The following is a 22,901-nucleotide window of genomic DNA, read 5'->3' as shown; positions in this document are numbered from 1 at the left end:
CCCTAACAATGTCTTAATGGCATCCTACCGCCAGTAGACATTGTTAACCGTTTTGCTTTCCTTGCACCCAATTCAGTTGTTTTGGATCGATTTCGGGGAACAAACGTTAACAGTGCGGAATTCAATATCCGGAGAGGGCAAGAAGGGCTGCTGCGGGTAGGAATAAAACAGGAGAAAATCAGATGAAAAAGGCTGTTGCCGTAACTTTTGCCGCATTGACGATGGGTCTCGGTGGAACCGTGTCCGCACTCGCTGCCGACCTTGCAAGATATGAGCCGGCTCCGCAGGAGCAGGACGAACGCAATGGCGTCAAGATCGGTTACCTCACCTGCGATATCGGCGGTGGCGTCGGTTACGTAATCGGCTCGGCCAAGGAACTGGATTGCACCTTCCAGTCCACCATGGGCGCGCGTCGCACCGACCATTATACCGGCGCCATCCGCAAGATGGGCGTTGACCTTGGCTTCACCACGCAGGGCCGTCTGGTCTGGGCCGTTTTCGCCCCGACAGCGGGTTACCACCGTGGTTCGCTCGGTGGCCTTTATCAGGGCGCCACGGCTGAAGTAACCGTTGGCCTCGGCGTTGGCACCAACATCCTCGTTGGCGGCACCTCGGGCTCCATCCAGCTTCAGACGGTCAGCGTGACGGGTCAGGTTGGCCTCAACCTCGCCGCAACCGGTACATCCGTGACGCTCACTGCGATGAACTGATCATCGACGTACTGCCCGGCTTATAACGCCGGGCATTCTGTCGCATGTCAAAAAACGCCCTCTTCGTTGTCAGACGGGGAGGGCGTTGTATTATGCGGGGCATGATGATCTCGGCATTCAGAACGCTTCCGGCTTCAATGGCTTTTTTCCTCTGTATTGCTGCGCCGGCATTGGCCGAAGGCGATGCGGTGCACGGGGAAAAAGTTTTCAGCCGCTGTTCCACCTGCCACAGCATCGATGCGCCGCGCACCCGCATGGGACCGCATCTGATGGGCGTGGTGGGCAGGCCGATAGCCTCCGTAGCTGATTACGGCCATTATTCGCAGGCGCTGAAGGATGCCGGTGCCGCGGGTCGGGTGTGGACGGAGGAGGAGCTGCAAAGTTTTATCTCGAGCCCAAAAAAGGCGATCCCTGGAACCTCGATGCGCTTTTTCGGGCTGTGGAGCGAAACGGATATTGCGGATCTGATCGCCTATCTGAAAACGCATCCGATGCCGCAATAACCCTTAAAGCGGTGCTTCCGAAACAATCTCTTCTGCCTCTTCCACCGTCATCGCCATCACCTTCGCGCCGATTTCGAAGCCGAAGCCGTTGCGGGCGAATGCGGAAAATTCCTTCGACTTGCGTTTTTCATCAAGCTCGACACGGCGAAAGGGGCCGAAGGCGCGCTTGCGCGCAAAGATGACGGCCGCCACCAGATCGTTGGTTTCCTGCAGTGCGACTGCGGCCGTTTCCCGATCAATGCCCTTGATCTGAAGTTTTTGCGCAAGCCCGCGCTTCGACTTGCCGCTGCGCTGGCCACTTCGCACGGCAATTTCTGCATAAGCCGTATCGTCGAGCGCCTTGATGCCATAGGCGAAGGTCACGGCGAATTCGCCAAGGGCCTTTATCTGAGCGGGGCTGATATCCTCGAATTTTTCCCGCGCCTTGCGGGTGATCGCATCGCGCAACTGCTTTTCCGTCATCATGCGCTGTTCCAGCCGGTAGAGAGCGGAATTGCGCGCCCATGACAGCATGCGGCTGGTGGGTTCGATGGCCTGCGTTTCGCCATCCAGTGCCATGTCGTCGGTCAGGAAGGGGCTGGAATCATCGTTCATCCCGCTTTTATAGCGCAGCGAAGCCGTCTTGCCAGTTCCTGTCTGCTACACGCCCTCCGGTTTTGCAGCGTCTCACGGCGTCTGCGCGCCGGTTGCGGCGACGTAGACCGAATAGAGCGATTTCGTTGCGGTGATGAACAGGCGGTTTTTCTTCGGGCCGCCGAAGGTGAGGTTTGCGACCGTCTGCGGCACCTTGATTTTGCCAAGCAGCGTACCGTCAGGCGAAAAGCAGTGCACGCCATCGCCGGCACTGGTCCAGAGATTGCCAGCTGTATCCAGACGGAATCCATCAGGCAAGCCATTGTCGAGATTGCAGAATTCCCGGCCGTTTGTGAGCTTCACGCCGTCCACGACATCGAAAACGCGGATATGTCGTGGGCGGGATACATCATGGCTGTAGGAACTGTCTGCGACATAGAGCTTGGTTTCATCAGGCGAGAAAGCCAGACCGTTTGGCTGCACGAAGTCATCGATGGCGATCTTGATTTCACCGGTCGCGGGGTCGAGCCGGTAAACATTGCGCGTCTTCTGTTCGGGTTCTGCCTTGTAGCCCTCATAATCGGAAAGAATGCCATAAGTGGGGTCGGTGAACCAGACGCTGCCATCGGATTTCACCACCACGTCATTAGGCGAGTTCAGCCGCTTGCCGCCGTAGCTGTCGGCAAGAACGGTGATCGAGCCGTCGACTTCGGTGCGGGTGACGCGACGGCCGCCATGTTCGCAGGAAACCAGCCGTCCCTGCCGGTCGCGCGTATTGCCATTGGTGAAGTTGGAGGGGTGGCGGAATACCGAAATCCCGCCATCCGGCACCCAGCGCAGCATGCGCTCATTGGGAATGTCGCTGAACAGCAGGCAGTTCAGATCGGAAAACCACACCGGGCCTTCCGCCCAGCGGCAGCCGGAATAAAGCTCTTCCAGTTCCGCATTGCCGACGATCAGAAGGCGGAAGCGTTCATCGTGGATTTCGTAAGGGGAGGCGTTGTCTGTGGTCATGAGCGTGGTCCGCTTGAGGGCTTTTCGTTCGGGGTTCAGCGTGTGGCCTTGGGGCCGCTTGCCAGAAGAATGACGGAAATGATGATGAGGCCGGTGAGGATGAGGCGGATGCCCGCGCCGAAACCATAGGTGTTCAGCATCGAGACCACCAGGAACATGAACAGCGAAGCGCCCCAGATACCGGGTACGTTGGAATCGCCGCCCGCAACCGCCGTGCCGCCGATCACCACCACCGCGATGGACATCAGCAGATATTCCGATCCCATGTTGAGTGCTGCGCCGCCGGAGAAGCTGGCGAGCAGATAACCCGCGATCGCCGCCAGTACCGCGCAGAGCACATAGGTGACGAAGCGTGCTCCATCCACCGGAATGCCGGTCATGCGGGCGGCGAAAGTGCTCTGGCCGATGGCGGAAATCCAGCGTCCGTAAAAGGTGCGGTCGAGCAGCAGCCAGGCGATGACCGAGAGGACAAGGGCGACGAGGGCAACATTCGGAATGCCGAGAGAGCTCGACGTGGCAAAGGTGGCCAGTGTTTCCGGCGGCTTGATCCGCAGGCCGCGGTTGGACCAGATGGCGATAGACTGCACGATGAAGCTCATCGAAAGCGTCGCGATGATCGGTGGGATGCGCAGAAGCTTGATCAACGTATAGTTGCCGATGCCGATGGCGATGCCGATCAGGATGGCGATCAGCAATCCCGGCAGGATGAGACCATCGGACACATCCATGAATTTGAGCGCCAGCGTGCCTGATAGCGTCATCGTGGCGGGAACGCAGAGGTCGATATTACCCGGCCCGAGCGTGATGACGAACATCTGGCCGATACCGACGATCACGGAAAAGGCAGCGAAGGTCAGGGCTGCGTGCGACAGGCCGAAGGAGCTGGCGCCGCCGGTGAACATGACGGTAACGATCCAGACCGCGGCCGTTGCGGCGAACGACCAGATCCATGGTTTTTTCGAGAGAGACGAAAGCCCGTTCATTGGTTTTTCTCCCGCTTTTCGAGACGGTTGAGCAGGATGCGGAGCGCCAGCACGATGATGAGGATCGCCCCTTGTGCGCCTATCTGCCAGTCCGGCGAAATGCGCATGAATGACAGGAACGAGCCGGCAAGGGTGAGCGTCAGCGCGCCGATGACAGCACCGATGGGCGAGACCCGACCGCCGACGAATTCGCCGCCGCCCAGAATAACGCCGGCAATCGACAACAGCGTGTAGCGAAGCGCGATATTGGCATCTGCCGATGTCGTCAGCCCGACGAGCGCTATGCCCGACAACACCGCGAAGAAACCGGCCAGCGCGAAGGTGGCAGCACGTATGCCGATGACCGACCAGCCGGAGCGCTCGACGGAGCGGAAGTTACCGCCGACGCCGCGCATCAGCACGCCGAAGGAGGAGCGCATGACGATGTAGTGGGCAACGACCGCAATCACGATGCTGGCAACGATGGCAATTGGCACGAGCGGCGGTTTTGCCGTCATCAGCGCCCGGATGAAGGCTGGCGCCTGGCCGCCGGGTGAGGGGAGGATGAGAACGGCAAGGCCGCCCCAGACAAAGCTCATGCCAAGCGTGACGACGATTGAGGGCAGGGCGCGGATGTGGATGATGGCGCCCAGCATCGCATAAACCGCAATCGCACCGGCGAAGATCGCGATACCGAGCAGTGGCGTCGTTTGCAGGAAGGTGGCGGTGACGCAGGCGCAGAAACTTACGAAGGTACCCATCGACAGATCGAGATCGTTGACGGACATGATCAGCATCTGCGCAATGGTGGCAAGTGCAATCGGCACCGCCAGATTGAACAGCAAGTTGAGTCCGTTATAGCTCATGGCGCGCGGCTGCATGTAAAAGACGGCGGCGAGCAGGAAGGCGAGCGAGGCGGCGGGAATGATGAGACGAAGGGCACTGGCGGAGAGTTTCATGCGTGGTCCTCTCCGGAAAAGGAAGCGGCCAGCACATTCTGTTCGGTGATGTCCTCTCCCACCAGTTCCGCCTGAATGGCGCCGTCGCGGAAAACATAGACCCGGTCGCAAAGGCGGATTTCATCCATCTCGGTGGAGTACCAGATGAAGGTGCGGCCGTGGGAGGCTTCGGTTCTCAAGATATCGTAGACCTCCTGTTTGGTGCCGATATCGACGCCGCGCATCGGGTCGTCCATCAGCACGGTGCTGGCCGTGGTGGCGAGCGCACGGGCGAAAAGCACCTTCTGCTGGTTGCCGCCGGAGAGCGAAAGGATTTTGTTGCCCATGTCGGGCGTGCGGATTTCGATGCGCTTTTTCCACTGCGCGCCAAGCTCGGTTTCCTTGCCCCTGTCCACCATTCCGGCGGATGAAATATCCCGCAGCGAGGCGATGGAAAGGTTTTTGAGGATGCTCCACAGCGGGAAGGTGCCGTTCAGACTGCGATCACCCGCCACGAAGGCGATGTCGGTCTTGCGCGCGGGCAGCCAGCTGCTGTTGCGGGCAAGGTAGAGATCGAGTAGCGCTTCGGTCTGCCCGTGGCCGCCGAGACCGGCAAGGCCGATGATTTCACCGCGGAAAGCCTCGAAGGCGAGGCCTTCGCCCCGGCGCGCCGGCATCGAAAGCACCTTCTCTCCCGCCTTGCGGTTTTCGCCCTTTTGCCTGTCCTGTTCCTTGACGACGCTGCCCATGGCTTCCACCAGCGTGCGCGTCGTGAACTCGCCCGCTGCCCGATCAGCGACCACTCGGCCGTCCTTCATCACCACGATGCGGGTTGCTGTCGACAGAATCTCGCCGAGAATATGCGAGATCAGCAGCACGGAGCCGCCGGTGCGCACGAAACTGCGAACATAATCCATCAATTGTTCCGCAAGACCGGCATCGAGCGAGGAAGTCGGTTCATCGAGGATCACCAGTCTCGGCGCATCCGGGGTTCGACAGAAATTGATGGCGATTTCGACCATCTGCCGCTCGGCGATGGAGAGTTCTGCGATCGTCAATTCGCAATCGATACCGTGGCCGGGAAAAATCTCGTCCAGCGTATGCCGGATCATGGTGAGGGCACGTCCGCGCCAGTTCCGCCCGTTCATCGCGGCATGCATGATGCGGACGTTTTCGCTGATCGTCAGGTTCGGGCAGAGCGACAATTCCTGAAACACGCAGCGAACGCCGCTGGCGCGTGCTGCCGCGATTCCTTGACGGCCTTGTTCGCCGCGATAGGAAATGGACCCCTCATGCGGCGTCAGCCCGCCATTGATGACGTTGACGATGGTGGATTTTCCCGCACCGTTATGGCCGACGAGCCCCAGGCATTCGCCCGAACGGATGACGAGATCGGCCCCATCAAGCGCTCTTACCGCGCCGAACACGACCTTCACGCCGCGCGCGGCAACGACTTCTTCCGCCTCGATGATGTCATTCATGAGCATTCACGCCAGTGATCTGAAACTTGGATAATATTGGTAGCAGTTGCGGCGCCCGTTCAGGGAGCGCCGCAATCGCTTTTGTCCAGGAAATTGTCCTGCCTATTTGGCGGAGGCGATGGCCTTCTGGGCGTCTTCCTGTGAATATTCCACATTCGCGACGCCGCCCTTCTGGGTGTTCTTGAGGTTTTCCTCAAGATTGCCCTGATCGATGCGCAGGAAAGGTACGGTCAAATCCTTTTTGACATCCTTGCCGTCGAGGATTTGCTGCGCCACCCAGAAAGCGAGCGTGGAAACACCGGGGGCGATGGAGACCGACATGGTCTCGTAGCCGCTGGCATCCTTCTGCTGCTTCCACCATTGCAACTCGTCTTCGCGGTTGCCCATGACGATGGTGGGTGTCGGACGCTTGGCGGCGGCAAAAGCCTGTGCTGCACCGTAACCGTCACCGCCCTGCGTCACGACTGCCGCAACTTCGGGAAGGCTAGGCAGAATGCCGGCGACAGCGCGCTGTGCGACGTCCTGCGCCCAGTCGCCATTGACCGAACCGACAATCTTGAACTGCGGGTTCTTGGCGACGGCGTCGACGATGCCGGCATGGATTTCATCGTCCACCGAAACGCCCGCGAGGCCGCGGATTTCGAGCAGGTTGCCACCCTTCGGCATCGCCTTGGCGAGATAGTCGATCTGGCTTGCACCCATCGCCTTGAAGTCTACGGCGATGCGCCAGGCGCAGGGCTCGGTGACAATGCCATCGAACGAGACGACGGTGATGCCGGCGTCGCAGGCTTCCTTGACAGCACCGTTAAGAGCGGTGGGCGAGGCGGCGTTGATGACGATGGCGTCGTAACCCTGAAGAATGAGGTTCTGGATCTGCGCCGCCTGTTCGGTCGCCTGATTTTCGGCTGTCGTGAAGGCGTCAGCGGCAGCGACCTGCTTGTCTGCAACTGCCTGCTTGGTGATCTTGTCCCAGCTCGTCAGCATTGCCTGACGCCAGGAATTGCCCGCGTAATTGTTCGAAAGCGCGATTTTTTTAGCCGAGGTGTCGGCGTGAGCGGTGATCGGCAAAGCTGCGCATGCGACAGCGGCCGATGCCAGAAGCATCTTTCTGAAAGCCATTGATTTTCCTCCCTGGTGGCTTGCCCTTTTTGAGCTCGGAACCCGCTTTCCCGCAAATCTCCTCGGCGGCAGGCGGAATTCCTTTGCACTGGAGCTCCTTTCCCCAGTAAAAGCGAGAATGACCAAGAAGGTTTGGCTTGTACAGGCGGATAACGGCAATCTTCCTGCGGGTTTCCGCAGAAAGGATGCGGGAACCCGCAGGACGAAATGCCACCGCCGGGCGCAGAATAGCTGATACGGGGCAGGTCGCGCCGCCACAAGTTGACAAGGCAGGCGCTTGGGAGGGTGTCCGCACATGCTGGATACGCCGAAAAGCGCTCTTTTCCATCACTACATGGGCATTTCGCGGCTGCTCGCCGGGCAGCTCGAATTCAACGCCATCATTCAGGCGGTCGCCACCGAAATCACCCATATCATTCCTCACGTCCACATGGATGTCTGCATCAAGCAGCTGGATGACAAATTTCACATCGCCTATGAAAGCGGTCTGGCAAGCGCCTGGAGCCGCCAGCCGCCCGCCCTTCTGTCCGGCAGTCCCATCCGTTCCGTGCTCTCGGGCGAGGTGGAATATCTTTTGAGCGGCGATGCCTGCGCCGATCCGCGCTTCCATTTCGAAGGCGCATTTTCCAGCCCGATCATCGAGCTTGATCTGCATAGCCGCCTGCACGTGCCGATGAAGGTGCATGGCGACATTATCGGCGCGCTCAGTTGCTCCTCGCACCAGTCGGATGCCTATACGATGGAGGATGTCGCCAATGCCCGCGCGGTTGCGGATTTGCTGGCGCCCTATTTTTACGCCATCCGCGCCGCCGAACAGGCCAAACGGTCTGCGATCGAGGAGGCGCGCGCCAATGCCCGCGAGGAGGGGTTGCGGCTGGGTGCCCTGCAATTGACCGAAGCGCTGGAGGCCGAGCGGCAGCGGATCGGCATGGATTTGCACGACCAGACGCTGGCGGACCTGACGCGGCTTGCACGGCGCATCGAGCGGATGAGCCACGCATCGGACGTGTCGGGCGAGATGCTGGAACCGGTGGTGCGCAGCCTGCAGCACTGCATGCAGGATCTGCGCGAGATCATTGAGGAGGCGAAACCCTCCATCCTGCAATTGTTCGGCGTCGTGCAGGCCATCGAGACCTATGTGGATCGCTCCGTGCGCGACAGCGGCTCTTCTATCGACTGGTCGGTTACGGACGAGACGGACGGGCTTGTGGAAACACTCGACAAGACCGTTGCCATCTCGCTGTTCCGCATCGTGCAGGAGGCGGTCAACAATGCCATCCGTCACGCGCAGCCGGAAACGATCGCGGTGACACTGTCGTTGACGGATGGCGGGTTACGGGTGACCGTGAGCGATGACGGTAGCGGCCGTGGCGAGGGGGCTGTCTCTGGTGGACTCGGCATCGGCAACATGAAGACGCGTGCACGGCTGATTTCAGCCAGATTCGATATTGGTGGCAATGGCAAAGACGCTGGAACCCGCATTACCGTGACGTTGCCGGAAGGCGCTTTCGACCGGCGGGAGGAAATATGACATGGACGTGCTGATCGTTGAGGACGATGCGCTACACCGCGCCTATCTGAACGAGGCGGTGAGAGCCGCCCTGCCGGAATGCGACAAGGTGCTGGAGGCGGCAAACGGCAGAACCGGCGAAAAGCTGGCGCGGGAAAACCGCGCCGCCCATATCGTCATGGATTTGCAGATGAACGAGCGCAACGGCATAGAGGCGGCGCGCACCATCTGGAAGGAGCGGCCGGACACCCGCATCCTGTTCTGGTCCAACTATTCCGACGAGGCCTATGTGCGCGGCGTTTCCCGCATCGTGCCCGAAGGTGCTGCCTATGGCTACGTGCTGAAATCAGCATCTGACGACCGGTTGCGGCTGGCGTTGCGCAGCATCTTCATCGAGGCGCAATGCGTGATCGATCGGGAAGTGCGCGGCCTACAGGAAAAAAGCCTTGGCAAGGCGCATGGCTTCACCGATTCCGAATATGAAATCCTGGTTGATGTTGCGCTGGGCCTGACGGACAAGGCGATTGCGCGCCGCCGTAACCTTTCGTTGCGCAGCGTGCAGAACCGGCTGCAAAGCCTCTACGAAAAGCTGAACGTCCATCAGGCGGCCGGTGATGACGAGGCGGAAGGCCGTTATAATCTTCGAACCCGCGCCGTCACCGTCGCTTTCCTGCGCAAGCTGTTGAATTACAGCGCGCTCGAAAGGGCCGAGCGGGAATTGGGCGAATGGGCGACTGGCCGCTGATTATCACGGCAGGAAGGCAAGCAGACGTCTTTCATCGGCCCTGAGGCCCGAGACCGGCTTTGCGCCCACCTTCAGAATACGGCCAAGCTTCTTCTGCGCCTTCTCCTCCGTTGCTATATCGAGAACGGCGGGATGTACGTAGCTCTTGCGGCAAATGGCGGGTGTGTTGGACAGTTCCGTCGCCGCTGCCTGACACATACCCTTGATGCTGGGTTTTTCACCCGCAGCCACATGTTCCATCGCATGACAGAAGGCCGCAAGCGTTCCGCCCCAGGTACGGAAAGTCTTGGCGGAAATGCCTTGTCCGCCGACGCGGGAAAGATAGGCGTTGAGATCGCTTGAATCGACGGAGTGAACCCGGTTTTCACTGTCCTGCCAGACAAACAGCTCCTTGCCGGGCAGATCGGCGATTTCCTCGAGGATTTTTTGAAGGCGCGGGTGGCGCAATTGCCGCTTCACCTTCTGCCCGCCCTTGGCTGCAAAGCGCAGTTCGATTGTCTCGCCGAAGGACACGTGGCGCTTGAGCAATGTGGTTGCGCCATAGGTACCGTTGGTTTCAAGATAAGAACGGTTGCCGACGCGCAGATAGGCGGCATCGAGAAGCAGCGTCAGGGCCGCCAGTGTCATGTCCTGACCATGATCCTGTTTTGCAATGTCAGCCATCGCGCGTCGGCGGATGGCGGGCAGCGCCTTGCCGAAGCTTTTCAGCTGAAAGAACTTCGTCTCACCGCGCAATGCGTGCCAGTCGGGATGGTAACGATATTGCTTTCGCCCGCGCGCATCAAAGCCCGTTGCCTGCAAATGCCCTGATGGGTCGATGCATATCCAGACATCTTTGTAGGCAGGCGGGACGCCGAGCGATTTGATGCGCTTCAACTCCACGTTATCGGACAGAAGTTCGCCGCCCGGCAACCGGTAACAAAAACCGCGCCCGCGCCTTTCTCGGGCTATGCCCGGCTCCTGATCGTTGACATAGGCAAGTCCGATTTTGGCAAGAAGGCGGGTGGGCGGTTGTGGCATCGTTTTTTCCGGCAGGTTTAAGGTTGCAGGAAACGAGAAACAGGCCGCCTTCGTTCCGGCGGCCTGCTGTTCCGGTCATGACTTTCTCAGCCGGCCTTGGCGATCCGCAAAATTTGCGAGTTGCCGCCACCGCGCTCTTCGGTCACGGCATAGACGGCACCATCCGGACCCACTTTCACATCACGAATGCGCGCTTCCAGCGGCAATCGGCTTTCCGTCGCAACCTTGTCGCCGTCAATGTGCAGGATGACGAGGCCCTGGCTCACCAGACCGCCTACGATGAAGGCTCCCTTCCACTCGGAAATCTGGTCGGCGTCGTAAAAGGCCATGCCGGACGGGCCGATGACGGGGTCCCAATAATAAACCGGCTGTTCCATGCCTTCCTTGGCGGTGGCACCTTCGCCAACGGACCGACCGCTATATTCGACACCGTAGGTGATGACCGGCCAGCCATAATTGAGGCCCGCCTTCGGCAGGTTCATCTCATCGCCGCCTTTCGGGCCATGTTCCACTGTCCAGAGCCTGCCCTGCCCATCCAGTGCTGCCGACTGGAGGTTACGGTGGCCATAGCTCCATATCTCGGGGAGGGCGTTCTGCTGGCCGGCGAAGGGGTTGCCCTCGAAGGCCTTGCCTTCGGCATCAATGCGGAAGACCTTGCCAAGCCCGCTCGACAGGTCCTGCGCCTGCACACGCGGCGTTGCGTCTGAACGTTCACCGACGGTGACGTAGAGCTCGTTGTTCTGGCCGAAGACCAGGCGGGAGCCGAAATGCTTATCACCATCATAGGTCGGCATCTGGCGGAAGATCACCGAGACGTCTTCCAGTTTTGCTGCTCCACCCTCTTCGGTCAACTTGGCCGATGCGACGGAGGTGCCGTTGCCGCCATCCCGTGGCTCGGAAAAAGAGAAGAAGATTTTACGGGAGGTTTCGAAATCGGGAGCCAGCGCGATGTCGAGCAGACCGCCCTGTCCGTCGGACGCCACCTCCGGCACGCCCGCGATGGCAGGGCTGGCTTTCCCGTCTGCGACGATGTGCATTGCGCCTTCCTTGGCCGCTACGATCATGCGGCCATCGGGCAGGAATTCCATCGACCAGATATGCGGTAGGCCCTCGGCAATGACGGTTTTTTCGACATCCGGCTGAGTGGCGGCTTGCGGCGCACGGGTCTGACCCTCGAAAGCCGGTTTCTGATCCGGCGCATTGGGCCGTTTCGTCTCGACTGCCGGGGCGGTCTGTGCGTGGGCGGCGCCGGCAAGTGGTACGGCCAGCAGCGCGAATAGCATCGTCGAACTCAGAAATCGGTTGTTGCGGAACATGGGTCTCCCTTCCTTTGTCTGCATCGGGCAGAGAACCATTTGGGGAGGAATTCGTTTCTTGCGATAGTTTCAAGAAAACTTGATGAGGCCGTGTACGGGCGGCATCCTCTTTTTTCATCCATGTAAACTTACAGGGAACCGCAAGCCCACGCCTACGTTTTCCCCCTGGTTACACGGAGGGCGCCGCCATGCAGATCATCGACAATAAGAACATAGACGGGAACAGAGCCAAGCCAATTCTCAATGTTGCGGAGTTTTGCCGCCGTTACCGGCTGGACAAGGCCGAGGAGACACGGTTGAGAAGGCTGTTCGGAGAATTCGCATCCCGGCACGAGCTTTTGATGAACGCTCAGCGCAAGCCGAACTTCCGCTGATCATTCCTCCGGATCGATCGATTTTCCGAAAATCATGAAGACATCATATCGGGTGTTCTTTCCCACTATCTGGTGCGAAGGCTTGCGAACGCCGGGCATAGGTTCGGCGCGCAGAGGCCATTTTAGAACCACCCGCTTCGTCGCATGTTCAAGCGCAGCCTCCATCAGCTCTACCTGATCGGGATCGGATCCCACCAGTTCCCGCAGCACCCGCATTTCCTTTTTCACCAGCGCCGTGTTGTGGCGCGGCGGATGCATTGGGTCCACGATCACCACCTCCGGTGAAAGTTCTTTCAGCAGAAGCCGGGAATCGCCCTGCAGCAGCGTCATGCGGGAGGCAGCCTCGGCATAGGCTCCACCCGCCTCCAATGCGCGGCGAATGCCGTCAGCAAGGTGGGCGTGCATACCGGGTGAACGCTCTATCAGCGTAACTTCGGCTCCGAGTGACGCCAACAGAAAGGCATCGCGCCCGAGCCCTGCCGTGGCATCGACGATTTTTGGCGTGCGGCCTTTGGTGAAGCCCGCGGCTTTCGGCAGAGCCTGTCCGCGCCCCTCGCCGGAGCGAAAACGGTGACCGACCGCACCGCCAACAAAATCCACCACGAAGCTTTCGTCTTGTTCTTTCATCGCAGGCCTCAGAAGGGGCAGGGCACGGTATAGGTGACGTCGCGGCCATCCGGGTGACGAAAGCCCACCGCCTCGGCATGCAGCATAAGACGCGGCGCGGCGGCGAGCGCTTCACCTTCTGCATAAAATTCATCGCCAAGGATAGGGTGGCCGAGAGCCTTCATATGCACCCGCAATTGATGGGTGCGGCCGGTGAGAGGAGCAAGTGCGAGCCTCGTGGCGGGAAGCGGCAATCTTTCCAGCACGCGCCAAAGGCTTTGCGCCGGCTTGCCATGGTCGTGGTCCACCCGGTGGCGGGGCTTGTTCTCGGGGTCGATCGCGAGTGGCAGGTCCACCTTGCCCTCTTCACCCTCGACTTTCCCCCAGACGACGGCGACATAGGATTTGCGGGTCTGGCGGTTCTCGAACTGGGCGGCGACGGCCGCGTGCGCCTTGCGGTTCAGGGACATCAACACGATGCCTGATGTATCCTTGTCCAGCCGGTTGATCATCAGTGCTTTTGGAAACTGTTTCTGCACGCGCGTCAAAAGACTGTCGAAGAGCACGGGATCGCGTCCCGGCACCGAAAGAAGTCCGCTCGGCTTGTCCAGCACCAGTAGATCGTCATCCCGGTGCACGATGGTGAGCCACGGTTCGAGCGGCGGATTATAGACGGGGTTGGACAGCACAAGTGACATTGCGCTTCCTTAGCACAAATCGGGCATGGGGCCAGATGCCTGCCCCGCAATATGATTAGTCCGGAATATGAAGATTGACGCGGCCACTGGTGAGATCGCTGATGAGCCGTGTCAGTCGCGCGGCCTCCTCTACGGGAACCGAAAGCTGCATATCCGCGCCGGTGCCGGTGAAGTCCTCCTTTTCCACTCGCAGGTTTCGCGTGGCGGCGAGGCGCGATTTTACCAGGGCCAGATCGGAGAACGGGCAGCTCAAGGTCGCGCTGACATAGGCGATGACCGGTGACGTCTCGCCAAGCCGAAGGCAGGCCGCCGCCGTGCCGCCATAGGCGCGCATGAGGCCGCCGCTGCCGAGCAGAATGCCGCCGAACCAGCGGATGACGAGGACCGCGACATTGTCCAGCGCCTGACCGTCGATAGCCTGAAGGATTGGCTTTCCCGCCGTGCCGGAAGGCTCGCCGTCGTCACTGAAACGATAGGTCTGGCCGTTTCGCCATGCCCAGCAATTGTGGTTTGCGTCGAAGTCAGAATGCGCCGCAAGGAAGCTTTTCGCATCCTCCTCGCCAGTGACAGGTGCTGCAAAGGCAATGAAGCGGCTTTTCTTGATATCCTGCGAAAAGGTGACGGGTCGGTCGAGCGTGAACATGCGCGCTTCAATATCGCATATATTCGCGCGCGGAAATCGGTATAAGGCCACAATGGCGAAGATGCGATGGAGCGGGTTTTGAAGAAGGCAAGGCAGGTCGCGATTGTCGGCGGCGGGCCAGCGGGCCTGATGGCGGCCGAAGTGCTGTCTGCGGCTGGCCATGCCGTAACGGTGTTCGAGGCCATGCCGACCGTCGCGCGCAAATTGCTGATGGCCGGAAAATCCGGTCTCAACATCACCCATGCCGAAGACTACGACATTTTCCTCCACCGTTTTGGCGACGCGGAGCAAAAGCTGCGCGCCGCCCTCGATGATTTCACGCCCGGCGCGCTGCGTCACTGGGCGCAAGGTCTGGGGCAGGAGACTTTCGTCGGCACGTCGGGCCGGGTGTTTCCGACGGTTATGAAGGCCTCGCCGCTGTTGCGGGCATGGCTTGCCCGGCTGGAGGCGCACGGCGTTATCATCAAGACGCGGCATCGCTGGATGGGTTTTTCCGCAGACGGGCTGGTTTTCGCGACACCGGAGGGGGATGTCTACATGAAGGCCGACGCCGTTCTTCTGGCGCTCGGCGGCGCAAGCTGGCCGCGTCTGGGTTCCGATGCCGCATGGGTCCCGGCACTCGCGGCTGAAGGCGTGGCGCTTAACCCTTTCCGCCCCGCCAATTGTGGCTTTGATGTCGATTGGAGCGATGTCTTCCGGCAGCGTTTTGCCGGTGAGGCGTTGAAATCCGTCACCACCATTTCCCCGGCCGGGGCGTTTCAGGGCGAGTTCGTGGTGACGCAGCACGGCATTGAGGGCAGCGTCATCTATGCCCATTCCGCCGCACTTCGCGACCAGCTGGAACACACGGGTAAGGCGACACTCGCTGTCGATCTGGCGCCGGGACGTACCTTGGAGCGCCTTGGCCGGGATCTGGCAAAGCTTGGCCGCAAGGAGAGTTTTGCAAACCGGTTGCGGAAGGCCGTGGGCCTCTCCGCCGTCAAGGTCGGACTTCTGCGGGAAATCTTTTACGATATCTCGGCGATGCCGGATGATCCGGTCGCTGCAAGAATCAAACATGCGGAGATACCGCTTGCACGGACGAGACCGATTGCCGAGGCGATTTCATCGGCTGGGGGCGTTGACTGGCAAGGTATCGATGAGAACTACATGCTGAAAAAACTCCCCGGCATTTTTGCTGCCGGGGAAATGCTGGACTGGGAGGCGCCGACCGGCGGTTATCTGCTGACCGCCTGTTTTGCCACTGGCAAGGCCGCCGCCAGGGGCATGACCAAATGGCTCGACGGCTTGGCCTAACCGGCCTCGGCCAGTTTTTTTTCCGCGCTTGGCGTGGTCCTGACGAGGCAGCGCATGATGGCATCCGTGGTGACGGAGCCGAGTGACTTGCCGTTATCGCCGATGATGACGGCACTGCCGACATCCTCCCTGACGAGCGCGCGCAAGCCTTCCTCGACGGTCATGTCCGCATCGAGCTGAAGACGCGACTGGCCGGTAAAGTCCGGTTGGACGATTGCGCCGAGACGAATGACCCGGCCACGATTGACCTCTTCCACGAAGGCTTCGATATAGCTGTCTGCCGGACTCATGACAATTTCGGCGGCCGTGCCCTGCTGGATGATCTCGCCGTCGCGCAGAATGGCGATCTTGTCTCCCAGCCGAAGAGCCTCATCCAGATCGTGGGTGATGAAGACGACGGTTTTCTTCAGCTCTTTCTGCAATTCCAGCAGCACTGTCTGCATGTCGACGCGGATGAGTGGATCAAGTGCCGAATAGGCCTCGTCCATCAGCAGGATTTCGGCGTTGTTGGTCAGCGCGCGGGCGAGACCCACGCGCTGCTGCATGCCGCCTGAAAGCTGGTTCGGATAATGGCTCGAAAAGCCTTCCAGCCCCACCCGCTTGATCCAGACGTCGGCTTTTTCTTCCCGCTCTCCCTTGTCGACGCCCTGCACCTCAAGGCCATAGACGACGTTTTGCAGCACGTTGCGGTGCGGCAGCAGGCCGAATTTCTGGAATACCATCGCCGTCTTGTGGCGGCGGAATTCCAGAAGTTCCGCTTCGTTGAGGCGACAGACATCCGTTCCGCCATAAAGGATTTCTCCCGCTGTGGGGTCGATCAGGCGGTTGACGTGACGGATCAGCGTCGATTTTCCCGAGCCGGAAAGGCCCATGATCACGGTGATCTGCCCGCCCGGCATGGTGATGTTGATGTCGCTGAGGCCGAGCACATGGCCGTGCTTGGCGTTCAGTTCCGCCTTGGACATGCCGCCCTTCACGGCGTCGATGTAATTCTCCGCCTTGGAGCCGAAAATCTTGTAAAGGCTGCGGATTTCGATCGATTGACTAGCCATGCGCCACTTCCCGGTGTTTTTGCAGGCGAAGGCCGTAGGCCTGGCTGATGCGGTCGAAGATGATGGCGATGCCGACGATTGCCAGGCCGTTGAACACACCGAGCGTGAAATACTGGTTGGCGATGGCCTTCAGAACCGGCTGGCCAAGGCCCTGAACACCTATCATGGAGGCGATGACGACCATGGCGAGCGCCATCATGATTGTCTGGTTGATGCCCGCCATGATGGTGGGGAGTGCAAGCGGCAGCTGCACCTTGAAAAGCTTCTGGCGCTTCGAGGAACCGTAAGCGTCTGCCGCTTCCAGCACGTCCCGGTCAACCATGCGGATGCCGAGATTGGTAAGCCGGATCATCGGCGGAATGGCGTAGATCACCACGGCGATAACGCCCGGGACACGGCCGATGCCGAGCAGCATGACGACGGGAATGAGATAGACGAAACTCGGCATCGTCTGCATGACGTCGAGAACGGGGTTCACGATACTCTGCAGGCGGTTGGACCGCGCCATGGCGATGCCAATCGGCAAACCGATCACAATCGAGAGCACGGCGCAGACGAAGATCATCGAGATCGTCTTCATCGTGTCTTCCCACATGCCGAACCAGCCGATGGCAAAGAGAATACCGCAACATAGTCCAACAATGGTGGCGCTGCGGCTGGCAAACCAGGCGAGTACGCCGACAATAAGAATAACGACCGGCCAGGGGGTGCCGATCAAAAGCCTTTCCGCCCAGATGAGGAAGCTCTGGAGCGGTGTGAACAGCCCCTCTATCGTGCCGCCATAGGCTCTGGTGAAACCCCGAAACCCCTCGTCGATCACTTTCTTCAGCGCACGCAGTGCATCATCATTCATGGTCGGAAATTTGAAAAGCCAATCCATATCCTGTTCTCCACGACGAACCGGGGCCGGCGGGCAATATCCGCCGCGCTCCGGAACTTAAAAACGGCCGGGCGCCGCCATTGGCGGGCCAAGCTGTCGACCACATATGTCGTGCCGCCCTTTTAGAGGGCAGCCTTGACCTTTTGCGCGACGTCGGGGGAAACCCAGCCCGTCCACAGAGCCTCGTTTTCCTTCAGGAAGTGTTTCGCACCATCTTCGCCGGTTGCCTGATTGTCGGTCATCCAGGCGATCAGCTTGTTAACGGTGTCGTTGGTCCAGGCGCGTTTGTTCAGATAGTCCATGGCCGGGCCGGCGCGGTCGGCAAAGGTCTTGCTGACCAGCGTCTGCACGTCGTCAACCTGCCATGCATTGGGCTTCGGGTCCGCGCAATCGGCAACCGAGGTGCAGCGTTTCCATTCGGCAGAGTCATATTCCGTGCCGAAGCCGAGCTTCACCATCTCATATTTGCCGAGCAGCGAGGTCGGAGCCCAGTAATAGCCTACCCACGGCTGTTTCGCTTCGTAAGCCTTGGCCACCGAGCCGTCGAGACCTGCGGCAGAACCGGTATCCACCAGGGTGAAGCCAGCCTTTTCACCACCAAAAGCCTTGAAGAGCTGGGCGGTGACGACGGTGCCGCCCCAGCCCTGCGGGCCGTTGAAGACGGCGCCCTTTGCCTTGTCTTCAGGCGAGGGGAAGAGCTCGGGATGCTTGAAGAGATCAGGAATGGTCTTGAGATCGGGGTTGGCATCAGCGACATATTTCGGGATCCACCATCCCTGCACAGCGCCGTCCGACAGGATCTTGGCGGCCGCCACGACCTTGCCGCCCTCAAGTCCCTGTTTGACGATTTCCGGCTGCAGGCTGACCCAGGCCTCCGGCGCGATATCAGGCTGGCCCTTTTCGGCCATGGAGGTCAATGTCGGTACGGTGTCGCCTGTGACGATTTCAGCGCTGCAACCGTAACCCTTTTCCAGAATGATCTTGTCGAGATTGGCGGCGACTTCAGCGGATTGCCAGTTCATGCTGGCGATCGTGACGTTTCCACAGTCCGCAGCAAAGGCTGCACCGCCTGTAAGGGCGAAGCCGGCGGAAAGAATTGTGGCACCCAAAAGTATTTTCATTTTTGTTCCCTCTGGTCGCGGTGTGCGAAGACCCGGGCGCTGACGGCACCGCGACCGCCAGCACCCGCATTGAGCGTTAATAATTACTTTGTTGCCGTTCCGTTTGCGGCAGTTTTTGGCGTATTGAGGATGGCAATCGTCAATCAATCATCACGCTTGTGGGGTGCTTCTGCGAAATTTGCGGCGTGCGAATTCCCCAGTCTTGCCGGTCGCGCTTCTGAAAAGCCGTGAACAACAAGCAGAAGTTTCTGTTTTCTTGGACATTTATTCCGTTCTGTACTACGGAAAATTTCGTCTCTTTTTTGTGGTGATATTGAATGACCAATCTTCGTGCTGCCCCGGTATGGCCGATCGGCGGCGGTGAAACGGGTGAGCTTGTGCGTGGCTTCGACTGGTCGAAGACATCGCTCGGTCCGATTAGCGACTGGCCGCAGAATTTGAGGCAGAAGGCCAATTCCGTCGTCAACTCTCCCATTCCGCAGGTGCTGATGTGGGGTGCGGATCATGTGATGATCTACAATGACGGCTATGCGGAAATTGCCGGCAATTATCACCCGCGGGCGCTGGGCGGAACGGTGCCAGGTATCTGGCCCGAGATCTGGGACTGGAACAGCCGCATTCTGGAGGCTGGCTTTCGTGGCGAGGTCATGGCTTATCGCGACCAGCCGATGACGCTGATGCGGCACGGTCAGCCGGAAGAGGTGATCTTCGATCTGTTCTATACGCCGATCTACAATGATGGCGGCGCGGTGGACGGCGTCCTGTGCACGGTGCTTGAAAACACCGAAAAGGTGAAGGCCGTGGAGGCGCTGGAGCAGAGCCGCAAGGAGCTGAGCCGGCTTACCAATGCCCTGCCGATCCTGGTGGGATATGTCGATCGCGACTATGTCTATAAATTCGCCAATGACGGTTATCTGGAGTGGTTCGGCCGCAGCGCCGAGGAGGTGATCGGCCGCAGCGTTCCGGAAATCGTTGGAGACGCGTTCTTCAGTTCGCGCAGGGCCTATCTCGATCGTGCGCTCGGCGGCGAAAAGATCGTTTCGGATACGGTGATCAGCAGACCGGATGGCAGCAAGCGAGCCGCCGAAATCCGTTATGTTCCCCGCTATATCGCCGATGGCTCGGTTGACGGCATTTATGTGCTGATCATCGATATCGAGGACCGGAAACGTTCCGAGCACGAAATTGTGCTTAGCAATAACCGTTTCCGCGCCGCTGTTGATGCGGTCCACGGCGTGCTTTGGACCAATACCGCCGACGGCATGATGCTGGGTGAGCAGCCTGCGTGGGGTGCACTTACCGGGCAGAGCTTCGACGAGTATCAGGGGTTCGGCTGGGTCGAAGCGGTTCATCCCGAAGACAGGGACCATTCGCTGGAAAGCTGGACAAAAGCCGTTTCCGCGCGGGCGACCTATATTTGGGAGCATCGCGTTCGCCGCCATGACGGCGTCTACCGCACATTTGCGATCCGTGGCGTTCCGATTTTCGACAATTCCGGTGATATTGCGGAATGGGTGGGTGTCCACACGGATATCACCGAACAGCGGCTGGCCGAGAACACGCTTAAAGAACATGCCAGCAATCTGGAACGCGAGATTCGCCACCGCATAAGAGCGGAAGAGCAGCTTCGCCAATTGAATGAAGGGCTGGAAGCGCGGGTCGAGACGGAAATCGCCGAGCGCCGCCAGACCGAAAGGGCGTTGCAGCAGGCGCAGAAAATGGAATCCATCGGCCAGTTGACCGGTGGCGTCGCGCATGATTTCAACAATCTTCTTCAGGTAATCGCGGGCAATCTGCAATTGCTGTCAAAGGACGTGATTGGCAACGAGCGTGCCGAACGGCGGCTGGAAAATGCGCTGGCCGGCGTTCATCGCGGTGCCAAGCTTGCAAGCCAGCTTCTGGCCTTTGGCCGCCGTCAGGCGCTGGAACCGCGCGTTATCAACATCTCCCGCTTCGTTACCGGCATGGATGATCTCCTGCGCCGTTCGCTTGGTGAGGCGATCGAGGTTGAGGTCATCACCTCCGGCGGCCTGTGGAATACCTATGCCGACCCCAACCAGGTGGAAAACGCTCTCCTTAATCTCGCGATCAATGCGCGCGATGCCATGGAAGGGCACGGCAAGCTGACGATCGAGGTCGGCAATGCGGTTCTCGATCGCGATTACGCGCGCAAGCATTCGGAAGTTTCTCCGGGGCAATATGTCATGCTGGCTGTTACCGATACCGGATCGGGCATGTCGCCGGACATTCTGGAAAAGGTGTTCGAGCCGTTCTTTTCGACGAAACCGGAAGGCAAAGGCACCGGTCTCGGCCTTTCGATGGTCTACGGCTTTGCAAAACAGTCCAGTGGCCACGTCAACATCTATAGCGAGGTGGGGCAGGGCACGACGGTGAAGATGTATCTACCGCGATCCGCCGCCGACGAGGACAGGGAAGTGGTGATACCGACCGGCCCCGTCGAGGGTGGCACGGAAACGATCCTTGTGGTGGAGGATGACGAGGAGGTGCGCAGCACCGTCGTCGAGACACTGAGCGATCTCGGTTACCGCGTGCTCACTGCCCGCGATGCGCAGGCTGGTTTGACGGTGGTCGAAAGCGGCATTCCGATTGACGTCATCTTCACCGATGTGGTGATGCCGGGACCTTTGAAAAGCCGGGAAATGGCGCGCCGTGCGCAGGAAAGGTTGCCTAATCTCGCCGTTCTCTTCACATCCGGTTATACGGAAAACTCCATCGTGCATGGCGGCAAGCTGGATTCCGGGGTGGAACTGCTCTCCAAGCCTTACACGCGCGAAGCGCTGGCGCGGCGCATCCGCCATGTCATCGCCAATCGCAAGCAGGTTTCTCTCGCCAAGACGAGGCCGGTATCATCACCGCGTCATTCCAAAACCCCCGAACCCGCGCAGGTCGTCGGAGACGAGACCAGATCGGTTTGCGTGCTTCTTGTTGAGGATGACGAGTTGATCCGGATGAATTCGACCGAGATGCTGGCCGATAACGGCTTTGCCGTCGTCGAGGCCGGAAATGCTGTGCAGGCGCTAAAGGCGATCGAGACGGAAGAGATCGATGTTCTCGTTACCGACATAGGCCTGCCGGACATGAAGGGCGGCGAGCTGGCGGTTGAGGCATTGCGCCGGAAACCAGGACTAGCCATTGTGTTTGCCACGGGAGACAACCAACTGCCGAACGGGGCGCCGGAAACGGCAGTGCTTTTGACCAAGCCCTATGACGAACAGCAGATCGTCTCAGCTGTCGAACTGGCCCATACGGCAAACACGATGGCGGGCGAATAAACCGCCCGCCATCGTGTCTCAATAACCGCGCGTCATATCGACCGTTTCCGGTAGCGTGCCTGTTTCACGCCATGTCTTGACATTGCCTGCCACTATTTTCGCGGAACTTTCCCGGCTTGTCGGCGCGGAAATATGTGGCAGGACGGTCACTTTCGGGTGCTGCCAGAATGCGGAGGCGGGAGGTAGCGGCTCCTGTTCGAAGACATCGAGAACCGCATGCGAAAGCTGGCCGGAATCAAGCGCCGCGATCAGGTCATCGGCGACGACGACGGCTCCGCGGGCGAAATTGATGAGTGCGGCTCCCTTTTTCATGGCGCCGAGACGGTCGGCATTCAGAAGGCCGCGCGTCGCATCGGTCAGCGGCACCAGACAGACGAGAATGTCGCTTTTTTCCAGCAAGTCCTCCAGCCCGTCATCGCCCGTCAGCGTTGCCACTCCCTCGATTGCCTTGGCCGAGCGGCTCCAGCCGGAAACGTTGAAGCCTGCATGAAGCAGGCGTTGCGCCGCAGCCGTTCCAAGCGCGCCGAGGCCGAGGAGGCCGATGGTCATCTCGCCCGGATGCCGATAATCGAGTTCCTGCCAGAGGGCTTTTTGCTGGTTTACGCGATAGGCCGGCATGTCGCGTTGCAGGTAATATGTCCATGCCAGCACGGCTTCCGCCATCACGCGTGAAAGCTCCGGGTCTTTCAGCCGCACGATCGGCGGCGCCTTGTCTCCCAGTTCCAGAACGAGCCGTTCGACACCCGCCCACAGGCTGTGAATCCACGAAAGACCCGGCAAGGCTGCAATATCGGCTGGATCGGGATTGGCGACGATGGCGAAGTCCACCGCGCGTTTCTGCTCCCCGCTTAATTCGGAAAAGGAGAGGATTTCCTCTTCCGGCATGGCGTCGCGAAGCGCTTGCTTCCAGATGGCTTCCGCTTGCGCATTCATCCGCGAAACAAGGGCGATGGGTGATGGCATGAAACTGGTCCTGCTTGCTGGCGATTGGTTGGTCGCCATCAATGCGTAATTTTGCGGGCAACGCCATAGGCTGGATAGCAAAAT

The 22,901-nt window shown here is 59.7% G+C and carries 22 protein-coding genes; 7 read left to right on the top strand and 15 right to left on the bottom strand.

Annotated features, from left to right (window positions below; genetic code table 11):
• Window positions 1–182 precede the first annotated feature (182 nt).
• Together ACZ5A6_RS23000 and ACZ5A6_RS22995 are read left to right on the top strand one after the other, a co-directional pair.
• Entirely contained in the window at window positions 183–710 is a 528-nt protein-coding gene (locus ACZ5A6_RS23000; RefSeq protein ID WP_004431668.1) for a DUF992 domain-containing protein, read from the top strand.
• A 92-nt stretch (window positions 711–802) separates the two neighbouring features.
• Window positions 803–1,213 (top strand): c-type cytochrome, encoded by a 411-nt coding sequence (locus tag ACZ5A6_RS22995; RefSeq protein WP_013762038.1) that lies wholly within the window; start codon window positions 803–805, stop codon window positions 1,211–1,213.
• 3 nt (window positions 1,214–1,216) lie between these two features.
• On the opposite strand, the gene recX is transcribed toward ACZ5A6_RS22995, so the two are convergent.
• The 6 genes from recX to ACZ5A6_RS22965 all read right to left on the bottom strand — a co-directional run bounded on the left by recX (window position 1,217) and on the right by ACZ5A6_RS22965 (window position 7,300).
• Complete coding sequence (gene recX / locus ACZ5A6_RS22990) at window positions 1,217–1,807, bottom strand: recombination regulator RecX (protein ID WP_013762039.1); 591 nt, start codon at window positions 1,805–1,807, stop codon at window positions 1,217–1,219.
• 72 nt (window positions 1,808–1,879) lie between these two features.
• A complete protein-coding gene (locus tag ACZ5A6_RS22985; protein ID WP_111788777.1) occupies window positions 1,880–2,800 on the bottom strand; it encodes an SMP-30/gluconolactonase/LRE family protein in 921 nt (306 codons plus the stop codon).
• 35 nt (window positions 2,801–2,835) lie between these two features.
• A complete protein-coding gene (locus tag ACZ5A6_RS22980) occupies window positions 2,836–3,783 on the bottom strand; it encodes an ABC transporter permease (protein ID WP_004431681.1) in 948 nt (315 codons plus the stop codon).
• On the bottom strand, window positions 3,780–4,721 hold the full coding sequence (locus tag ACZ5A6_RS22975; protein ID WP_004431684.1) for an ABC transporter permease: 942 nt from the start codon (window positions 4,719–4,721) through the stop codon (window positions 3,780–3,782). The genes ACZ5A6_RS22980 and ACZ5A6_RS22975 overlap by 4 nt, the downstream gene beginning before the upstream one ends.
• Entirely contained in the window at window positions 4,718–6,181 is a 1,464-nt protein-coding gene (locus ACZ5A6_RS22970; RefSeq protein WP_013762043.1) for an ATP-binding cassette domain-containing protein, read from the bottom strand. The genes ACZ5A6_RS22975 and ACZ5A6_RS22970 overlap by 4 nt, the downstream gene beginning before the upstream one ends.
• 102 nt (window positions 6,182–6,283) lie before the next feature.
• Window positions 6,284–7,300: an ABC transporter substrate-binding protein gene (locus ACZ5A6_RS22965; RefSeq protein ID WP_004431691.1), complete on the bottom strand. Its 1,017-nt coding sequence runs from the start codon at window positions 7,298–7,300 to the stop codon at window positions 6,284–6,286.
• A gap of 295 nt (window positions 7,301–7,595) precedes the next feature.
• Here ACZ5A6_RS22965 and ACZ5A6_RS22960 point away from each other — a divergent pair, with 295 nt between their 5' ends.
• Entirely contained in the window at window positions 7,596–8,831 is a 1,236-nt protein-coding gene (locus tag ACZ5A6_RS22960) for a GAF domain-containing sensor histidine kinase (protein ID WP_112959625.1), read from the top strand.
• Window position 8,832: 1 nt separating this feature from the next.
• On the top strand, window positions 8,833–9,555 hold the full coding sequence (locus tag ACZ5A6_RS22955; RefSeq protein ID WP_004431697.1) for a response regulator transcription factor: 723 nt from the start codon (window positions 8,833–8,835) through the stop codon (window positions 9,553–9,555).
• 3 nt (window positions 9,556–9,558) lie between these two features.
• Here the strand turns inward: ACZ5A6_RS22955 and ACZ5A6_RS22950 are convergent, their stop codons facing one another.
• The gene (locus ACZ5A6_RS22950; RefSeq protein WP_060641902.1) at window positions 9,559–10,575 is read right to left on the bottom strand and encodes a DNA topoisomerase IB; all 1,017 of its coding nucleotides are present in this window, start codon (window positions 10,573–10,575) and stop codon (window positions 9,559–9,561) included.
• An 86-nt stretch (window positions 10,576–10,661) separates the two neighbouring features.
• Window positions 10,662–11,891, bottom strand: coding sequence for a PQQ-dependent sugar dehydrogenase (locus ACZ5A6_RS22945; protein ID WP_013762046.1), 1,230 nt, complete (start codon window positions 11,889–11,891; stop codon window positions 10,662–10,664).
• A gap of 188 nt (window positions 11,892–12,079) precedes the next feature.
• On the opposite strand from ACZ5A6_RS22945, the gene ACZ5A6_RS22940 reads away from it, so the two are divergent.
• Complete coding sequence (locus ACZ5A6_RS22940; RefSeq protein ID WP_004431706.1) at window positions 12,080–12,265, top strand: hypothetical protein; 186 nt, start codon at window positions 12,080–12,082, stop codon at window positions 12,263–12,265.
• Here ACZ5A6_RS22940 and ACZ5A6_RS22935 read toward each other — a convergent pair whose 3' ends face one another.
• From ACZ5A6_RS22935 to ACZ5A6_RS22925, 3 genes are read right to left on the bottom strand one after another with little or no spacing between them, the layout of a single operon-like run.
• Window positions 12,266–12,892, bottom strand: a complete 627-nt coding sequence (locus ACZ5A6_RS22935; protein ID WP_174060208.1) for a class I SAM-dependent methyltransferase — start codon at window positions 12,890–12,892, stop codon at window positions 12,266–12,268. It lies immediately after the preceding gene.
• A gap of 8 nt (window positions 12,893–12,900) precedes the next feature.
• Window positions 12,901–13,569 carry a pseudouridine synthase gene (locus ACZ5A6_RS22930; RefSeq protein WP_174060209.1) on the bottom strand — a complete coding sequence of 223 codons (669 nt, stop codon included), beginning with the start codon at window positions 13,567–13,569 and terminating at the stop codon, window positions 12,901–12,903.
• Between the two features lie 55 nt (window positions 13,570–13,624).
• Window positions 13,625–14,212, bottom strand: a complete 588-nt coding sequence (locus ACZ5A6_RS22925) for an IMPACT family protein (protein ID WP_174060210.1) — start codon at window positions 14,210–14,212, stop codon at window positions 13,625–13,627.
• Window positions 14,213–14,278: 66 nt separating this feature from the next.
• Here ACZ5A6_RS22925 and ACZ5A6_RS22920 point away from each other — a divergent pair, with 66 nt between their 5' ends.
• Complete coding sequence (locus tag ACZ5A6_RS22920; RefSeq protein ID WP_464111415.1) at window positions 14,279–15,508, top strand: TIGR03862 family flavoprotein; 1,230 nt, start codon at window positions 14,279–14,281, stop codon at window positions 15,506–15,508.
• On the opposite strand, the gene ACZ5A6_RS22915 is transcribed toward ACZ5A6_RS22920, so the two are convergent.
• The 3 genes from ACZ5A6_RS22915 to ACZ5A6_RS22905 form a co-directional block, all read right to left on the bottom strand.
• Window positions 15,505–16,560: a quaternary amine ABC transporter ATP-binding protein gene (locus ACZ5A6_RS22915; protein WP_174060212.1), complete on the bottom strand. Its 1,056-nt coding sequence runs from the start codon at window positions 16,558–16,560 to the stop codon at window positions 15,505–15,507. The two genes, ACZ5A6_RS22920 and ACZ5A6_RS22915, sit on opposite strands and share 4 nt — an antisense overlap.
• Entirely contained in the window at window positions 16,553–17,440 is an 888-nt protein-coding gene (locus ACZ5A6_RS22910; RefSeq protein WP_004431720.1) for an ABC transporter permease, read from the bottom strand. The genes ACZ5A6_RS22915 and ACZ5A6_RS22910 overlap by 8 nt, the downstream gene beginning before the upstream one ends.
• A 122-nt stretch (window positions 17,441–17,562) precedes the next feature.
• On the bottom strand, window positions 17,563–18,561 hold the full coding sequence (locus tag ACZ5A6_RS22905) for an ABC transporter substrate-binding protein (protein WP_004431723.1): 999 nt from the start codon (window positions 18,559–18,561) through the stop codon (window positions 17,563–17,565).
• A gap of 317 nt (window positions 18,562–18,878) precedes the next feature.
• On the opposite strand from ACZ5A6_RS22905, the gene ACZ5A6_RS22900 reads away from it, so the two are divergent.
• Complete coding sequence (locus ACZ5A6_RS22900; protein WP_013762051.1) at window positions 18,879–21,854, top strand: PAS domain-containing protein; 2,976 nt, start codon at window positions 18,879–18,881, stop codon at window positions 21,852–21,854.
• A gap of 18 nt (window positions 21,855–21,872) precedes the next feature.
• On the opposite strand, the gene ACZ5A6_RS22895 is transcribed toward ACZ5A6_RS22900, so the two are convergent.
• Window positions 21,873–22,817 (bottom strand): 2-hydroxyacid dehydrogenase, encoded by a 945-nt coding sequence (locus ACZ5A6_RS22895; protein ID WP_174060213.1) that lies wholly within the window; start codon window positions 22,815–22,817, stop codon window positions 21,873–21,875.
• Window positions 22,818–22,901 lie beyond the last annotated feature (84 nt).

The sequence above is a fragment of the Agrobacterium sp. 6Ca8 genome (assembly GCF_055382765.1).
Note: the sequence above shows the minus strand (reverse complement) of the source record. Positions and strands in the feature narration are given on the sequence as shown.

What these genes read in the sequence shown, in the direction of transcription:
- ACZ5A6_RS23000 (WP_004431668.1), top strand. Translation starts at nt 183, where the DNA reads ATGAAAAAGGCTGTTGCCGTAACTTTTGCCGCATTGACGATGGGTCTC.
- ACZ5A6_RS22905 (WP_004431723.1), bottom strand. Translation starts at nt 18,561, where the DNA reads ATGAAAATACTTTTGGGTGCCACAATTCTTTCCGCCGGCTTCGCCCTT.
- recX (WP_013762039.1), bottom strand. Translation starts at nt 1,807, where the DNA reads ATGAACGATGATTCCAGCCCCTTCCTGACCGACGACATGGCACTGGAT.
- ACZ5A6_RS22940 (WP_004431706.1), top strand. Translation starts at nt 12,080, where the DNA reads ATGCAGATCATCGACAATAAGAACATAGACGGGAACAGAGCCAAGCCA.
- ACZ5A6_RS22955 (WP_004431697.1), top strand. Translation starts at nt 8,833, where the DNA reads ATGGACGTGCTGATCGTTGAGGACGATGCGCTACACCGCGCCTATCTG.
- ACZ5A6_RS22935 (WP_174060208.1), bottom strand. Translation starts at nt 12,892, where the DNA reads ATGAAAGAACAAGACGAAAGCTTCGTGGTGGATTTTGTTGGCGGTGCG.
- ACZ5A6_RS22960 (WP_112959625.1), top strand. Translation starts at nt 7,596, where the DNA reads ATGCTGGATACGCCGAAAAGCGCTCTTTTCCATCACTACATGGGCATT.
- ACZ5A6_RS22965 (WP_004431691.1), bottom strand. Translation starts at nt 7,300, where the DNA reads ATGGCTTTCAGAAAGATGCTTCTGGCATCGGCCGCTGTCGCATGCGCA.
- ACZ5A6_RS22970 (WP_013762043.1), bottom strand. Translation starts at nt 6,181, where the DNA reads ATGAATGACATCATCGAGGCGGAAGAAGTCGTTGCCGCGCGCGGCGTG.
- ACZ5A6_RS22995 (WP_013762038.1), top strand. Translation starts at nt 803, where the DNA reads ATGCGGGGCATGATGATCTCGGCATTCAGAACGCTTCCGGCTTCAATG.
- ACZ5A6_RS22980 (WP_004431681.1), bottom strand. Translation starts at nt 3,783, where the DNA reads ATGAACGGGCTTTCGTCTCTCTCGAAAAAACCATGGATCTGGTCGTTC.
- ACZ5A6_RS22915 (WP_174060212.1), bottom strand. Translation starts at nt 16,560, where the DNA reads ATGGCTAGTCAATCGATCGAAATCCGCAGCCTTTACAAGATTTTCGGC.
- ACZ5A6_RS22900 (WP_013762051.1), top strand. Translation starts at nt 18,879, where the DNA reads ATGACCAATCTTCGTGCTGCCCCGGTATGGCCGATCGGCGGCGGTGAA.
- ACZ5A6_RS22930 (WP_174060209.1), bottom strand. Translation starts at nt 13,569, where the DNA reads ATGTCACTTGTGCTGTCCAACCCCGTCTATAATCCGCCGCTCGAACCG.
- ACZ5A6_RS22945 (WP_013762046.1), bottom strand. Translation starts at nt 11,891, where the DNA reads ATGTTCCGCAACAACCGATTTCTGAGTTCGACGATGCTATTCGCGCTG.
- ACZ5A6_RS22975 (WP_004431684.1), bottom strand. Translation starts at nt 4,721, where the DNA reads ATGAAACTCTCCGCCAGTGCCCTTCGTCTCATCATTCCCGCCGCCTCG.
- ACZ5A6_RS22895 (WP_174060213.1), bottom strand. Translation starts at nt 22,817, where the DNA reads ATGCCATCACCCATCGCCCTTGTTTCGCGGATGAATGCGCAAGCGGAA.
- ACZ5A6_RS22910 (WP_004431720.1), bottom strand. Translation starts at nt 17,440, where the DNA reads ATGGATTGGCTTTTCAAATTTCCGACCATGAATGATGATGCACTGCGT.
- ACZ5A6_RS22920 (WP_464111415.1), top strand. Translation starts at nt 14,279, where the DNA reads ATGGAGCGGGTTTTGAAGAAGGCAAGGCAGGTCGCGATTGTCGGCGGC.
- ACZ5A6_RS22985 (WP_111788777.1), bottom strand. Translation starts at nt 2,800, where the DNA reads ATGACCACAGACAACGCCTCCCCTTACGAAATCCACGATGAACGCTTC.
- ACZ5A6_RS22950 (WP_060641902.1), bottom strand. Translation starts at nt 10,575, where the DNA reads ATGCCACAACCGCCCACCCGCCTTCTTGCCAAAATCGGACTTGCCTAT.
- ACZ5A6_RS22925 (WP_174060210.1), bottom strand. Translation starts at nt 14,212, where the DNA reads ATGTTCACGCTCGACCGACCCGTCACCTTTTCGCAGGATATCAAGAAA.